This window comes from Hydrogenophaga sp. OTU3427, assembly GCF_038440225.1.
Classification (GTDB): domain Bacteria; phylum Pseudomonadota; class Gammaproteobacteria; order Burkholderiales; family Burkholderiaceae_C; genus Hydrogenophaga.
Window position 1 is genome coordinate 58,527 of sequence record NZ_JASATI010000006.1, and the last position, 14,430, is coordinate 72,956.

At 68.0% G+C, this 14,430-nt stretch carries 13 protein-coding genes and 1 pseudogene; 2 read left to right on the top strand and 12 right to left on the bottom strand.

The features are described from left to right. Nucleotides 1-3 precede the first annotated feature (3 nt). Nucleotides 4-387 (top strand): annotated as a pseudogene (gene acpS, locus AAHB17_RS05435) (holo-ACP synthase); the annotation flags it as partial. A gap of 135 nt (nt 388-522) precedes the next feature. Continuing rightward, the gene (nagZ, locus tag AAHB17_RS05440) at nt 523-1,611 is read left to right on the top strand and encodes a beta-N-acetylhexosaminidase (protein WP_342129480.1); all 1,089 of its coding nucleotides are present in this window, start codon (nt 523-525) and stop codon (nt 1,609-1,611) included. Here the strand turns inward: nagZ and AAHB17_RS05445 are convergent, their stop codons facing one another. The 12 genes from AAHB17_RS05445 to leuC all read right to left on the bottom strand — a co-directional run bounded on the left by AAHB17_RS05445 (nt 1,612) and on the right by leuC (nt 14,415). After that, nucleotides 1,612-2,241, bottom strand: coding sequence for an LON peptidase substrate-binding domain-containing protein (locus tag AAHB17_RS05445; protein ID WP_342129481.1), 630 nt, complete (start codon nt 2,239-2,241; stop codon nt 1,612-1,614). 115 nt (nt 2,242-2,356) lie between these two features. After that, nucleotides 2,357-3,229, bottom strand: coding sequence for an acetyl-CoA carboxylase, carboxyltransferase subunit beta (gene accD / locus AAHB17_RS05450; RefSeq protein ID WP_342129482.1), 873 nt, complete (start codon nt 3,227-3,229; stop codon nt 2,357-2,359). 53 nt (nt 3,230-3,282) lie between these two features. Then, complete coding sequence (gene trpA, locus AAHB17_RS05455) at nt 3,283-4,092, bottom strand: tryptophan synthase subunit alpha (RefSeq protein WP_342129483.1); 810 nt, start codon at nt 4,090-4,092, stop codon at nt 3,283-3,285. Continuing rightward, nucleotides 4,089-5,372 carry a tryptophan synthase subunit beta gene (gene trpB / locus AAHB17_RS05460; protein ID WP_342129484.1) on the bottom strand — a complete coding sequence of 428 codons (1,284 nt, stop codon included), beginning with the start codon at nt 5,370-5,372 and terminating at the stop codon, nt 4,089-4,091. The genes trpA and trpB overlap by 4 nt, the downstream gene beginning before the upstream one ends. A gap of 53 nt (nt 5,373-5,425) precedes the next feature. Next, nucleotides 5,426-6,106 (bottom strand): phosphoribosylanthranilate isomerase, encoded by a 681-nt coding sequence (locus AAHB17_RS05465; RefSeq protein WP_342129485.1) that lies wholly within the window; start codon nt 6,104-6,106, stop codon nt 5,426-5,428. Nucleotides 6,107-6,120: 14 nt separating this feature from the next. Continuing rightward, complete coding sequence (truA, locus tag AAHB17_RS05470) at nt 6,121-6,909, bottom strand: tRNA pseudouridine(38-40) synthase TruA (protein WP_342129486.1); 789 nt, start codon at nt 6,907-6,909, stop codon at nt 6,121-6,123. Nucleotide 6,910: 1 nt separating this feature from the next. Beyond that, nucleotides 6,911-9,535 (bottom strand): FimV/HubP family polar landmark protein, encoded by a 2,625-nt coding sequence (locus AAHB17_RS05475; RefSeq protein WP_342129487.1) that lies wholly within the window; start codon nt 9,533-9,535, stop codon nt 6,911-6,913. Between the two features lie 160 nt (nt 9,536-9,695). Then, on the bottom strand, nt 9,696-10,826 hold the full coding sequence (gene asd / locus AAHB17_RS05480; RefSeq protein ID WP_342129488.1) for an aspartate-semialdehyde dehydrogenase: 1,131 nt from the start codon (nt 10,824-10,826) through the stop codon (nt 9,696-9,698). Between the two features lie 298 nt (nt 10,827-11,124). Next, nucleotides 11,125-12,195, bottom strand: coding sequence for a 3-isopropylmalate dehydrogenase (gene leuB / locus AAHB17_RS05485; protein ID WP_342129489.1), 1,071 nt, complete (start codon nt 12,193-12,195; stop codon nt 11,125-11,127). A 12-nt stretch (nt 12,196-12,207) separates the two neighbouring features. Then, nucleotides 12,208-12,852: a 3-isopropylmalate dehydratase small subunit gene (gene leuD / locus AAHB17_RS05490; protein WP_342129490.1), complete on the bottom strand. Its 645-nt coding sequence runs from the start codon at nt 12,850-12,852 to the stop codon at nt 12,208-12,210. After that, nucleotides 12,853-12,981, bottom strand: a complete 129-nt coding sequence (locus AAHB17_RS05495; RefSeq protein ID WP_342129491.1) for an entericidin A/B family lipoprotein — start codon at nt 12,979-12,981, stop codon at nt 12,853-12,855. It lies immediately after the preceding gene. Between the two features lie 12 nt (nt 12,982-12,993). Further along, nucleotides 12,994-14,415 carry a 3-isopropylmalate dehydratase large subunit gene (gene leuC, locus AAHB17_RS05500; RefSeq protein WP_342129492.1) on the bottom strand — a complete coding sequence of 474 codons (1,422 nt, stop codon included), beginning with the start codon at nt 14,413-14,415 and terminating at the stop codon, nt 12,994-12,996. Between the last annotated feature and the right edge of the window lie 15 nt (nt 14,416-14,430).

Genomic DNA, 14,430 nt, shown 5'->3' on the forward strand with positions numbered 1-14,430 from the left:
CCCATGATTTACGGCATTGGCACCGACGTGTGCGACGTGCGCCGCATCCGCGCCAGCCTCGAGCGCCACGGCGAGCGTTTTGCCCGCAAGGTGCTCAGCGACGCCGAATTCGCCACCTGGCAGGCGCGCACCGCGCGCTGGCCCGAGCGTGGTTTGCGCTACCTGGCCACGCGTTTCTCGGCCAAGGAAGCCTTCAGCAAGGCCATTGGCTTGGGGCTGCGCATGCCCATGACCTGGCGCAGCTGCGAAGTCGCCAAGCTGCCCAGCGGCCAACCCGTCATCGTCCTGCACGGTGAACTGAAAACCTGGTTCGAGGCCAAGGGCCTCAGCGCCCACGTTTCGGTCACCGACGAAACCGACTATGCCGCGAGTTTTGTCGTGGTCGAATGTGAACACCCCATTGCGTCTCCTGCCTACCGGCGCGAGCCGGGGCTCACGCCACTGCGCGGGTCGCTGCCCCCCGAGGGGGCGCGTGTCGCCTTGGGGCGGCCCGGCGGCGAAACCTGACTTCTTCTTCATCCCATGTCCATCATGCACGCCCCATTGATCATCGACGTCGCCGGCCTGAGCCTGACCGACACCGACCGCCAGCGCCTGGCCCACCCGCTGGTGGGGGGCATCATTTTGTTTGGCCGCAACTGGCAGGACCGCGCCCAGCTCACGCAGCTGTGCCGCGAGATCAAGCAGGTGCGGGCCGACCTGCTGATCGCGGTCGACCACGAAGGCGGGCGTGTGCAGCGCTTCCGCACCGACGGTTTCACCCACCTGCCACCCATGCATGCCCTGGGCGATGCCTGGCTGCGCACCGACACCGGCCAACCCGGCGCCAACGCGCTGGCGGCCAGCAACGCCGCTGCCGCCGCCGGCTACGTGCTGGGGGCCGAGTTGCGCGCCTGCGGCGTGGACTTCAGCTTCACGCCGGTGCTCGATCTGGACCATGGCGGCAGCACCGTCATCGGCGACCGCGCCTTCGCGCGCGATGCCCGCGTCACCACCGCCCTGGCGCAGAGCCTGATGCACGGCCTGCGCATGAGCGGCATGGGCAACTGCGGCAAACACTTCCCCGGCCACGGTTTTGTCAAGGCCGATTCGCACACCGACATCCCGGTCGACAAGCGCAGCCTCAAGACCATCCTGGCCGAGGACGCCGCGCCCTACGGCTGGCTCTCGGCCACGCTGGACGCGGTGATGCCGGCGCACGTGATCTACCCCAAGGTGGACAGCCGCCCGGCCGGCTTTTCGTCGCGCTGGCTCAACGCCATCCTGCGCCAGCGCCTGGGTTTCGACGGCGCCATCTTCAGTGACGACCTCAGCATGGCCGGCGCCCGCCTGATCGACGGCCGGACCGTGAGCTACACCGAGGCGGCCCAGGTGGCCCTGCGGGCGGGTTGTGATCTGGTGCTGCTGTGCAACCAGTCGGTGGCCGACGGTGGCGAGCCCATCGACGAACTGATCGAGGGCCTGTCCAAGGCACAGATCCAGGGTGTGTGGCAACCGTCGGAGGCCAGCGAGCAGCGCCGCCTGTCGCTGCTGCCGGCCACGCCCGCGCCCGACTGGGACGAACTGATGGTGTCACCGCGCTACATGCGGGCGCTGTCGCTGCTGCCCTGATCAGGCTCGGGGCAGCTTGTCGACCAGGTCGCCCACCAATTCCAGGCGCAAGAGCGGGTTGTCCAGCGCCAGCAGGCGCAGTTTCACCTCGTTGGATTCGGGCAGGAAGTCGCACCAGCGGTTGGCGATCCAGCCGGCGTCGTCCCAGTGCGCGCCTTCGAGCGCGTGGCGGAAGGCGTCGGGGTGCTGGGCGTGCAGCTGGCGGCCCAGGTCCAACAGCAGCTCGCGCAGGCTGCCCAGGTCGTCCGGGATGCCCATGGCGGTGTCGGTGGGCAGCGCGCTCGCCTCGCCCATCCACAGGCCGTGTTTGAGCTTTTCGCTGGCGCTGAGCTGAAAGCGCTCGCCACCCCGGCAGCCGATCAGCAGCAGGCCGGGCTGGGGCCGCTCCAGGGTTTCGATGTGGGCCAGCGTGCCCACTGTGTGAAAGGCCTCGCGCGCGAAGCTCGGGCCCGCCTCGCCGCCCGCCGGCCGTTGCACCTCGCTGCCCTCGGTCAGCGTCACCACCCCAAAGGGCTCGCCGCGCTCGTGGCAGCGCTGCACCATGTCGAGGTAGCGCACCTCGAAAATCTGCAGCGGCAGCCAGCCGCCGGGGAACAGCACGGTTCCCAGCGGAAAGAGGGGAAGGTTCATGGGTTTCGCCGCCGGGCCGCCCCAAGGCGAAACGCCCCCCCTCGGGGGGCAGCGACCCGCGCAGCGGAGTGAGCCCCGGCTCGCGCCGGTAGGCGGGAGACGCAAGGGGGCACAGTCACGCTACGGCGTCGGCACTCTGGCGTTGCAGCATGGCCAGGATGCTGGCGATGTTGGCGCGCAGTTCGCGGCGGTCGCAGATGAAGTCCACCGCGCCCTTGGTCTGCAGAAACTCGGCGCGCTGGAAACCGTCGGGCAGCTTGACGCGCACGGTGTTTTCGATCACGCGTGGGCCGGCAAAGCCGATCAGGGCCTTGGGTTCGGCGATCACCACATCGCCCACGAAGGCGAAGCCGGCCGACACACCGCCCATGGTGGGGTCGGTCAGCACGCTGACGTAGGGCAGGCCCTTCTTGGCCAGGCGGGTCAGGGCGGCGTTGGTCTTGGCCATCTGCATCAGGCTCAGCAGGCCTTCCTGCATGCGCGCGCCGCCGGTGGCGGTGAAGCAGATGAAGGGCACCTTCTGCTCGATGGCGGTGTCGACGCCGCGCACAAAACGCTCGCCGACCACCGAACCCATGGAGCCGCCCATGAAGTCGAATTCGAAGCAGGCCACCACCACCGACAGCGAATGCACCGCGCCGCCCATGACCACCAGCGCATCGGTCTCGCCGGTGGCTTCCAGCGCCTCTTTCAGGCGTTCGGGGTATTTGCGGCTGTCCTTGAACTTGAGCGCATCCACCGGGATGACTTCCTGCCCCACCTCGTAGCGGCCTTCGGCGTCGAGGAAGGCGTCCAGGCGGGCGCGCGCGCCGATGCGGTGGTGGTGGCTGCAGTGCGGGCAGACGTTCTGGTTTTTTTCCAGATCGGTCTTGTAGAGCACGGCTTCGCAGCTGGGGCACTTGATCCACAGGCCTTCGGGCACGCTGCGGCGCTCGGCGGGGTCGGTGGGGGAAATCTTCGGGGGAAGCAGCTTTTCAAGCCAGGACATGAAGTCTCCTTGCTAGAGGCAAGAGGCGGCATCGACGCCGCCCAAAGTCAGGATTATGCGTCGAGCGCAGATCGGATGCCGCGCAGGAAATCGGCCGCGACGATGCCCACGCGTTCATGCGGCTGGTCTTCGATCAGCTGGATGATCTTGCTGCCGATCACCACCGCATCGGCGGCGCGGCCCACGGCGCGTGCGGTGTCTGCATCGCGGATGCCAAAACCCACGCCCACCGGAACCTTCACCTGGGCTCGGATGCGCGGCAGCATGGCTTCCACGGCGCCGGTGTCCAGGTGGCCAGCACCCGTCACGCCCTTGAGCGACACGTAGTAGACGTAGCCGCTGGCGATGCGGCCGACCTGGGCCATACGCTCGTCGGTGCTGGTGGGGGCCAGCAGGAAGATCAGGTCCATTCCCGCCGCCTTGAGCGCGGCCGCGAAGTCCTCGCATTCCTCGGGCGGGTAGTCGACGATGAGCACGCCATCCACACCGGCCGCGGCGGCGTCGCGTATGAACGCGCCGGTGCCGTGTTTGAGGTCGTAGCGCTCCACCGGGTTGGCGTAACCCATGAGCACCACCGGCGTGCTGTTGTCCTTCTTGCGGAAATCGCGCACCATGGCCAGCACCTGCGCCGTGCCTATGCCCAGCGTCAGCGCCTTTTCGCCGGCTTTCTGGATCACCGGGCCATCGGCCATGGGGTCGGAGAAGGGCACGCCCAGTTCGATGATGTCGGCACCGGCGCCCACCATGGCGTGCATCAGCGCGGGCGTGATGTCGGCGTAGGGGAAGCCGGCCGTCACGTAGGGGATCAAGGCCTTGCGGCCCTGGGCTGTCAGTTTCTGGAGCGTCGGTTCGATGCGGCTCATTTGCTCACCTTGATGGCTTGTTCTGCACCCTTGACCGACTGGCCGCGGCAGCTGGGGCGGCAGTAGAAGTCGGCGCTGGAGAGGTCGGCCACGGTGCCGATGTCCTTGTCGCCCCGGCCCGAGAGGTTGACCAGGATGGACTGTTGCGGCGACATGCCCTTGGCCAGCTTCATGGCGTAGGCCACGGCGTGGCTGGACTCCAGCGCGGGGATGATGCCTTCGGTGCGGCACAGGTGGTGGAAGGCCTCCAGCGCCTCGGTGTCGGTGATGCCCACGTACTCGGCGCGGCCGATGTCCTTGAGCCAGGCATGTTCGGGGCCCACACCGGGGTAATCCAGGCCGGCGCTGACGCTGTGGGTTTCGGTGATCTGGCCGTTCTCGTCCTGCAGGATGTAGGTGCGGTTGCCGTGCAGCACGCCGGGACTGCCCAGCTGCAGCGAGGCCGAGTGTTTGCCGCTGTCCAGGCCTTCGCCGGCGGCTTCCACGCCGATCAGGCGCGTGCCGTCGAAGGGGATGTAGGGGTGGAAGATGCCCATGGCGTTGCTGCCGCCGCCCACGCAGGCCACCACCGCGTCGGGCTGGGCGCCGGTGCAGCCGGCTTCCTGCAGCATCTCGGGCATCTGCTTGATGCACTCCTCGCCGATCACGCTCTGGAAGTCGCGCACCATCATGGGATAGGGGTGCGGGCCAGCCACGGTGCCGATGATGTAGAAGGTGTTCTCGACGTTGGTCACCCAGTCGCGCATGGCCTCGTTGAGCGCGTCCTTGAGCGTGCGGCTGCCCGAGTCGACCGGCACAACTGTGGCGCCCAGCAGCTTCATGCGGTAGACGTTGGGGCTCTGGCGCTTGACGTCCTCGCTGCCCATGTAGACCACACATTCCAGCCCGTAGCGGGCGCAGATGGTGGCGGTGGCCACGCCGTGCTGGCCGGCGCCGGTCTCGGCAATGATGCGCGGCTTGCCCATGCGCCTGGCCAGCATGGCCTGGCCGATCACGTTGTTGATCTTGTGGGCGCCGGTGTGGTTGAGGTCTTCGCGCTTGAGGAAGATCTGCGCGCCGCCCAGTTCGCGGCTGGTGCGCGCCGCGTGGTAGACCGGCGAGGGCCGGCCCACGAAGTGCGCCAGCTCGTACCTGAATTCACGCAGGAACTCGGGGTCGTGCTGGTACTTGGCGTAGGCCTCGCGCAGCTCGTTGATGGCGTGGGTGAGGGTTTCGCTGATGAAGCTGCCGCCATAGGGGCCGAAGTGGCCGCGGGCGTCGGGTTGCTGGTAGTCGTACATGGACATTCTCGAAAACGGCATGCCGCAGGGCGCGGCGAGTGCAGGCGGCAGGATCAGCGCCCGGCGTCTGCCTGGCGCACCGCTGCAATGAAGGCGGTCACACGCTCGGGGTCCTTGATGCCTTTGGCGCCGGTGCCGTCGGCACCCGTGGCTTCCACGCCCGAACTCACGTCAACCGCCCAGGGTTGCACGAGCCGGATGCCGTCGGCCACGTTTGCAGGTGTGAGCCCACCAGACAAAACGAGGCGAGAGCTGGCGCTTAGTTGTGGGTGTGACCAAGGGAAGGCTGTCCAGTCGAACGATAAACCGCCACCGCCGTAGCCGTCGATGTGGGCATCGAGCAGCAGGCCGGAGGCGCCGGCGAAGTCTTGCGCGTATTTTAGAAGATCGAAACCGGCCCCGGCCGCGCCGGTGGGAATGCGCGCCGCCCGCAGGTAGGGCCGCCCGAACTGGGCGCAATAGGCGGGCGACTCGTCGCCGTGGAACTGCAGCAGCGCCTGCGGCGCGGCGGCACAGGCCGCCCGCACCTCGGCCGGGTCGGCGTTGACGAACAGCAGCACCGGGGTGACGAAGCTGGGCAGGGTGCGAGCCAGCTCGGCCATGCGGGCGATCGACACCGCGCGCGGGCTGGGCGGGTAGAGCACAAAGCCGATCGCATCGGCGCCGGCCGCCACGGTGTGGGCCACGTCGGCCTCGCGGGTGAGGCCGCAGATCTTGATGCGGGTGCGGTGCATGGGAATTCGCTTTATCAGCCCGGCAGCCAGTCCATGAGGGCGACCGCGTCGGGCAGACCCCATTGTGCGTCGTAGACCGGGCCGACGAAATACAGGCCGTCGGGTGAGAAGGTCGGGGCGGCCACCTCGCGCTTGCGCGCGTCGCGCACCTCGGCCATCCACTCGGGCGGACGCAGGCCCTGACCCACGGCCACCAGGCAGCCCATGATGTTGCGGATCATGTGGTGCAGGAAGGCGTTGGCCTCGAACTCGAAGCGCCAGTAGGCGCCCCGGCGCTGGATGTGGATGCGGCGCAGGTCCTTGACCGGTGACAGCGCCTGGCATTCGGCCGCGCGGAAGGAGCTGAAATCGTGTTCGCCCAGCAGGTGCTGCGCCGCGGCCAGCATGGCTTCGTGCGAGAGCGGGCGGAACATCCAGCCCACGCGACCGCTGTCCAGGCTGGGGCGCACCGCCGATTCCAGCAGCACGTAGGCGTAACGCCGCGCGGTGGCGCTGGCGCGGCAGTGGAAATCGTCGGGCACCTGGCGCGCCCACTGCACGGCGATGTCGGGCGGCAGGTAGCGGTTGGTGCCGCGCACCCAGCTGTTGTCGGCGCGGGCGATGTCGGTGTCGAAGTGCACCACCTGCATCAGGCCGTGCACGCCGGCATCGGTGCGGCCGGCGCACAGGGTGGACACGCGGGGCAGGGTGGTGAAGGCGCAGAGCGCCTTTTCCAGGTGGTCCTGCACGGTGCGCCCGCTGGGCTGGCTTTGCCAGCCCTGGTAGGCACTGCCGTTGTAGCTGACGCCGAGCGCGGTTCTCAAATCAGGAGAGACTGGACAGGAAAGTCTCGGCCCGCGCCTTGAGCTCGCCTGCCGCCTCGTCGCGCACCTCTTCGGCCAGCGAACGCGCGCCTTCGGTGTCGCCGATGGCCTGGAATTCCTCGGCCAGGGAGAGCTTGGTCTCCAGCGGGTCGGCGATGTCGGCCAAGGGCGACGGCGTTTCCAGGTCGAGATTGAGGTCACCCAGGCCCAGGTCCAGCGGGGCCGGTTCGGCGGCCGGCGCCGCCGGTGCGGCCGCCAGCGCGTTGAAGTCGTCGAGGTCCAGCGAGGTCATTTCGGTGCCCTGGGCGACGTCGGCGGGGGGCACGTCCGGCGTGGGCGTGGTGCCGTCTCCCAGGTCAAGTTCGAAGTCCAGGCCCATGTCGTCCGACGCGGGCGCTTCGGCCTGGGCGGTCGCTGGCTCGGCGGCGGGGGGCGCCGTCAGGTCGAGGTCGAAGTCGACCGCGAAGTCGTCGGCCGGCGGTTCCGCCATGGGTTCGGCAGCGGCAGCAGGTGCTGCGGGCGCGGTCACGGCGGGGAAGTCGAGCGCCGATGGTTCGGGGCTTTCGTCCAGTGGCGCCGGCACGCTCAGGTCGAGGTCCAGCCCGTCGTCCTCGTCGGGCGCGGCCGGCTCGGGGATGGTGGGCAGCGGCATGCTCACCGTGGCCTGGGGCCGTGCGCTGCCGCCTTGCACGCGGTAGAGCGAGTTGTCCGGATCCACCGGGTGGGCCACGCGGCAGGCGTGTTCCCAGTCGTCGCCGACGCCGCCGGTGAGTGCGTAGATCTCGCTGGCCACAGCTTCCATCGAGGCCTTGTCGGCCCGCTTGGCGTAGATTTCCAGCAGCTTGCCGTGCACCGCCACGCGTTCGGGGTGCAGGCGCGCGGCTTCTTTCAGGATTTCTTCGGCCTGGGCATCGCGGCCGTAGGCGAGGTAGACATCGGCTTCCGCGACCGGATCGACGTCGCCCGCCGCATCCAGCTGGCTGGGCGAATACATCATCGACGATGCGGCGCCAGCCGGAGACTCGTCGGTGTCGACCTGGTGGCCACCGCTGGCGTTGAAGAAGGACTCACCGCTGCCCGGCTTGGCATCGTCGCCAGCGGTGGCTTCGGCGCCCTTCTTGCGGCGCAGCCGCATCAGCGCCAGTGCGCCCAGCAGGGCCACCAGACCGCCTGCCGCGGGCAGGGCCATTGGGTTGCCCATCAGGTCCTGCAGCAAACCGCCCTCGGCAGCGGCGGGTGGTGGAACGACAACGGGTGCTGGCGATGCGGCGGGTGCCGGCGCTGGCGCCGGGGTGGGTGCCGGAGGCGCGGCGGCGGGTGCGGGTTCCGGGCTAGGCGCTGGCGCGACGGCGGCGGGCACCGCCACGGCGGGCGCGGCCGGTGCCGCCGCGGCGGGCGCTGGCGCGCGTGCCGCTGCCGGGACACCTGCTGGCTGGCTGCCCTGCAGCTTGGCGAGTTCGTCGATGTTGCGCGACAGCTCGGCCACCCGGGTGCTGCTGTCCTGCTTGGCACGCTGCTGGGCGATCTCCGCTTCCTTGACGCCGCCGGCCACCGCGCCCTTGGACAGGGTCAGGCGGTCGGGTGCCTGGGCGGAGGGTCGCTTGTCCTGCACTTCGGTTTGCACCTGGCCCGCGCTTTCGCGGCTGGACGGTGCCGAGCCGGTGTTGGGGGCCGCACCGGCGAGGCGGCGACGGAAATCGTCAAAGTCCCGGCTCTGCGCCGCGATCGTCTGGCGCGCGGAGCCAGCGTCAACGGCGCTGGCCTGCTGTTCATCGGGCAGGTTCAGCACCACGCCAGCCTTCACACGGTTGACGTTGTTGCCGATGAAGGCGTTGGGATTGTTCTGGAGCAGCGCCACCAGCATCTGGTCCAGCGACACATTGGCCGGCTTGTTGGCGGCGGCAATGCGGCCGGCGGTGTCACCGGGGCGGACCTGCACGCTGCGGCCACCGTTGGCGGGTGCGGGTGCTGCCGAGGGTGCCGCTGCGGGTGGGGGTGGCGGTGTTCGCGCAGGGGCGGGGGCCGGAGCAGGCGCCGGGGCTGCTGCGGGTGGTGCAGCAGGCGGGGTGACCTGTGCGGGTGCCGCGGGGCGTTGCGGCGTGGCGATGGGCGCGGGGGCGGCCGGCAGCAGGGGCGCCGGTGGCTGCGCCGAGCGCAGGGCCGGCGGATCGAACAACATGGTGTAGCCGCGCACCATGCGGCCGGCGGCCCATTCGGCTTCCACGATCAGGTCGAGGAAGGGTTCGGTCACGGGGCGGTTGCTTTGCAGCCGGATGGTGGTGCGGCCATCGCCCCGGCGCACCACGGTGAACTGCACGTCGTTCAGCATGGCGTTCATGTCCATGCCGGCGGAGCGGAAGGCCTCGGCACCCGCCACACGCAGGCTGAGGCTGGCCGCCTCTTCGGCCGTGATGCTGGGCACGTCGATTTCTGCGCGCAGCGGCTCGCCCAGCCCCGACTGCACGGTGGCACGGCCCAGCGCCAGGGCCCAGGCGCCCGAGGCCTGCATGCCCACAGCCAGGGCGGCCGCGCAGGCCAGTGCGCTCAGACGCGGACCGAACCGTCCACCACGAACCGGGTTCGGGGTGGTGTCGGAAGGGAGCGGTGTGAGTTTGGATGGATGCACGTAAACCTCGGCCAACATTGTCAATAAATCACCATAACATCAACGCGTTACGGTGACAAGCTAAGAAGCCGCTTGAGTTTTCAAGCGGCCTCCGGCAACGCCTTCGGATGGCGTCTGGCGTTGCCTGCCTGCAACGCCAGTGGGGTGGGGCGTGGACCGGTCAGTCCGCCAGCAGGATGCGCAGCATGCGGCGCAGCGGCTCGGCCGCGCCCCACAGCAGCTGGTCACCGATGGTGAAGGCGCCCACGTACTCGGGGCCCATGGCCAGCTTGCGCACGCGGCCCACGGGGATGTTCATGGTGCCGGTCACGGCCACGGGCGTCAGGTCGCGGATGGTGGCTTCGCGGGTGTTGGGCACCACCTTGGCCCAGGCGTTGTCGGCGGCGATCATGGCTTCGATGTCGGCCACGGGCACGTCCTTCTTGAGCTTGAAGGTCAGCGCCTGGCTGTGGCAGCGCATGGCGCCCACGCGCACGCAGAAACCGTCCACGGGAATCGCGCTGGAGCCGAAGTCCGCACCCAGGCCGAGGATCTTGTTGGTTTCGGCCATGCCCTTCCACTCTTCCTTGGACATGCCGTTGCCCAGGTCCTTGTCGATCCAGGGAATCAGCGAGCCACCGAGCGGCACGCCGAAGTTGGCGGTCTCGGCGGCGCCCAGGCTGCGCTGCTTGGCGATCACCTTGCGGTCGATCTCGAGGATGGCGCTCTTGGGGTCGTCCAGCAGGGCCTTGACCTCGGCGTTCAGCGTGCCGTACTGCGTCAGCAGCTCGCGCATGTGCTGGGCGCCACCGCCCGAGGCGGCCTGGTAGGTCTGGGTGCTCATCCACTCGACCAGCCCGGCCTTGTACAGCGCGCCCACGCCCATCAGCATGCAGCTCACGGTGCAGTTGCCGCCGACCCAGTTCTTGCCGCCCTTGGACAGCGCGTCCTTGATCACCGGCATGTTGACCGGGTCGAGGATGATGACCGCGTCCTTTTCCATGCGCAGGGTGGACGCGGCATCGATCCAGTGGCCGTTCCAGCCGGCGGCGCGCAGCTTGGGGAATACTTCCGTGGTGTAGTCACCGCCCTGGGCGGTGATGACGATGTCGCAGCGCTTGAGCGCGTCGATGTTGTACGCGTCCTGCAGCGTGGTTTCGTTCCTGGCCATCGCCGGGGCCTTGCCGCCCGCGTTGGAGGTGGAGAAGAACAGGGGCTCGATCAGGTCGAAGTCTTTCTCTTCGATCATGCGATCCATCAACACCGAGCCGACCATGCCGCGCCAGCCGACCAAACCTACCAACTTGCTCATTTCAACGCCCTTTCAATTAAAAAACAGTGTCTGACCGACCTGTTCCGCCCGGCTCGTCTGGCCGGGGAAGGGCGCACGACGAACCAGGCTGGATCAGCCCTTAATGGTCGTGGTGGTGGTGTTCACGCGCGCGGCCACACCGGCCAGGGCGGCGGGTGCAATGTTCAGGGCGAACGGACGAGCGTAAAACATGGGTGGAGATTGTAGCGGATGCTGGCTTGCTGCCGTCTGACGGGTGCCGGTCAAAAAAAGGGCGGCCCCTCGGGCCGCCCTGGCATCGTGTGCGGGAGGCTGGCACTCAGCCCAGCGCCTTCACCACCGCGTCGCCCATTTCGGCCGTGCCCACCTTGGTGGTGCCCGCGCTGTGAATGTCGGGCGTGCGCAGGCCCTGTGCCAGCACCTTTTGCACGGCGGCCTCGATGCGGTCGGCGGCTTCGGGCTGGTTGAGGCTGAAGCGCAGCATCATGGCCGCGCTCAGGATGGTGGCCAGCGGGTTGGCCACGCCTTTGCCAGCGATGTCGGGTGCGCTGCCGTGGCTGGGTTCGTACAGGCCCTGGCCCTTGGCGTTGAGGCTGGCCGAGGGCAGCATGCCGATGGAGCCGGTGAGCATGGAGGCTTCGTCGCTCAGGATGTCGCCGAACATGTTGCCGGTGACCACCACGTCGAAGGCCTTGGGTGCCTTGACGAGCTGCATGGCGGCGTTGTCCACGTACATGTGCTGCAGTTCCACGTCGGGGTACTGGGCGTGCACCTCGGTGACCACATCCTTCCAGAACTGGAAGGTTTCCAGCACGTTGGCCTTGTCCACGCTGGTGACCTTCTTGCTTCGCTTGCGCGCGGCCTGGAAGGCCACGTGGGCGATGCGCTCGATCTCGGGCTTGCTGTAGCGCATCGTGTCGAAGGCTTCTTCAGCACCAGGGAAGTGGCCATCGACGGCGGTGCGGCGGCCCCGCGGCTGGCCGAAGTAGATGTCGCCGGTCAGCTCGCGGATGATGAGGATGTCCAGGCCCGAGATCAGTTCGGGTTTGAGGCTGGACGCGCCCACCAGCTGCTCGTAGCAGATGGCGGGACGGAAGTTGGCGAACAAACCCATGTGTTTGCGCAGGCCCAGGATAGCCTGCTCGGGACGCAGCGGGCGGTCCAACTTGTCGTATTTCCAGTCGCCCACGGCACCGAACAGCACGGCGTCGCTGGCCATGGCCAGCTTGAGCGTCGCTTCCGGCAGCGGGTGGCCATGGGCCTCATAGGCGGCGCCACCCACCAGGGCGGTTTCCATCTCGAACTTCAGGTCAAGGGCCTGGAGCACGCGCACGGCCTGGGCGACGATTTCGGTGCCGATGCCGTCACCGGGGAGAACTGCGATTTTCATGGGGGTGTGTGTTCAGAGGGTGTGCGCGAGCCAAGGCTTGGTCGCGAGTCGTTCGGCTTCAAATGCGGCGATCTTGTCCTTGTGGCGCAGCGTCAGTCCGATGTCGTCGAAGCCGTTGACCAGGCAGTACTTGCGGAAGGCCTGGACGTCAAAGGGAATCTCTTCCCCTTGTGGCTTGACGATGACCTGGCGCTCCAGGTCGATGGTGAGCTGGTAGCCGGGGAAGGCCAGCACCTCGTCGAACAGTTGGCCCACCTGCGCTTCGCTCAGCACGATGGGCAGCAGGCCGTTCTTGAAGCAGTTGTTGAAGAAGATGTCGGCAAAGCTGGGTGCGATCACCACGCGGAAGCCGTACTGGTCGATGGCCCAGGGCGCGTGTTCGCGTGAGGAGCCGCAGCCGAAGTTCTTGCGTGCCAGCAGCACCGATGCGCCCGCATAGCGCGGCTGGTTGAGCACGAAGTCCGGGTTGGGCTTGCGCGAGGCCGGGTCCTGGCCGGGTTCGCCCTTGTCCAGGTAGCGCCATTCGTCGAACAGGTTGGGGCCAAAACCGGTTTTGCGGATGGACTTCAGGAACTGCTTGGGGATGATGGCGTCGGTGTCGACGTTTTCCCGGTCCATGGGCGCCACGAGGCCCTTGTGAAGGGTGAATTTCCGCATTTATTTCTTCGCCGCGTTTTCAAGGACTTGGCCGCCCTTTTGGATGTCCTGGCCCACGCCCTGAACGGTGTTGCAGCCCGTCAGGGCCAGCACGAAAGCAGCGATGATGAGAGAGGCGATCGATTTCATGGTGTTTTCCTTTCAGGCAAATTGACGGACATCGACGAAATGACCATGCACGGCCGCGGCGGCCGCCATGGCGGGAGAGACGAGATGGGTGCGGCCACCGGCGCCCTGGCGTCCTTCGAAGTTGCGGTTGCTGGTGCTCGCACAGCGCTCGCCCGGCTCAAGCCGGTCGGCGTTCATGGCCAGACACATGCTGCAGCCGGGTTCGCGCCATTCGAAGCCGGCGGCCTTGAAGATCTGGTCCAGGCCTTCGCGCTCGGCTTGCTCCTTGACCACGCCGGAACCCGGCACCACCATGGCCAGCTTGACGTTCTTGGCCACTTTCTGACCCAGTTTCTTGACCACGGCGGCGGCCTCGCGCATGTCCTCGATGCGGCTGTTGGTGCAGGAGCCGATGAACACCTTGTCGACGAAGATGTCGTTCAGCGGCTTGCCTGGCTGCAGGCCCATGTAGGTCAGGGCGCGTTCGATGGCGCCGCGCTTGTTGGCGTCCTTTTCCTTGTCGGGGTCGGGCACGTGGCCGTCCACGCCCAGCACCATCTCGGGCGAGGTGCCCCAGGTCACCTGCGGCACGATGTCCTCGGCCTTGAGTTCAACGACGGCGTCGAAGCTGGCGTCCGCGTCGGAGTGCAGCGTCTTCCAGTAGGCCACGGCCTGGTCCCACTCCACGCCCTTGGGTGCCAGCGGCTTGCCACGCACGTACTCGATGGTCTTGTCGTCCACCGCCACCAGGCCAGCGCGGGCGCCGGCTTCGATGGCCATGTTGCACACCGTCATGCGGCCTTCCATGCTCAGCGAGCGGATGGCGCTGCCGGCGAATTCGATGGTGTACCCGGTGCCACCAGCGGTGCCGATCTTGCCGATGATGGCCAGCACCACGTCCTTGGCGGTCACGCCCAGGCCCAGCTTGCCCTCGACCTTGATCAGCAGGTTCTTGGCCTTCTTGGCCAGCAGGGTCTGGGTGGCCATCACGTGCTCGACCTCGCTGGTGCCGATGCCGTGCGCCAGCGCGCCAAAGGCGCCGTGGGTGCTGGTGTGGCTGTCGCCGCAGACCACGGTCATGCCGGGCAGGGTGGCGCCGGTTTCGGGGCCGATCACGTGGACGATGCCCTGGCGCTTGTTCAGGAAGGGGAAGTAGGCGGCGGAGCCGAACTCGGCGATGTTGCTGTCCAGCGTCGTGATCTGCTCCTTGCTGATCGGGTCGGTGATGCCGTCGTAGCCCAGTTCCCAGCCGGTGGTGGGGGTGTTGTGGTCGGCGGTGGCGACGATGGAGCTGATGCGCCAGACCTTGCGGCCGGCCTCGCGCAGGCCCTCGAAGGCTTGCGGGCTGGTGACTTCGTGCACCAGGTGGCGGTCGATGTAGAGCACGGCGGTGCCGTCCTCCTCGGTGTGGACGACGTGCTCGTCCCAGATCTTGTCGTAGAGCGTGCGTGCCATGGGCGTACCTCGTTG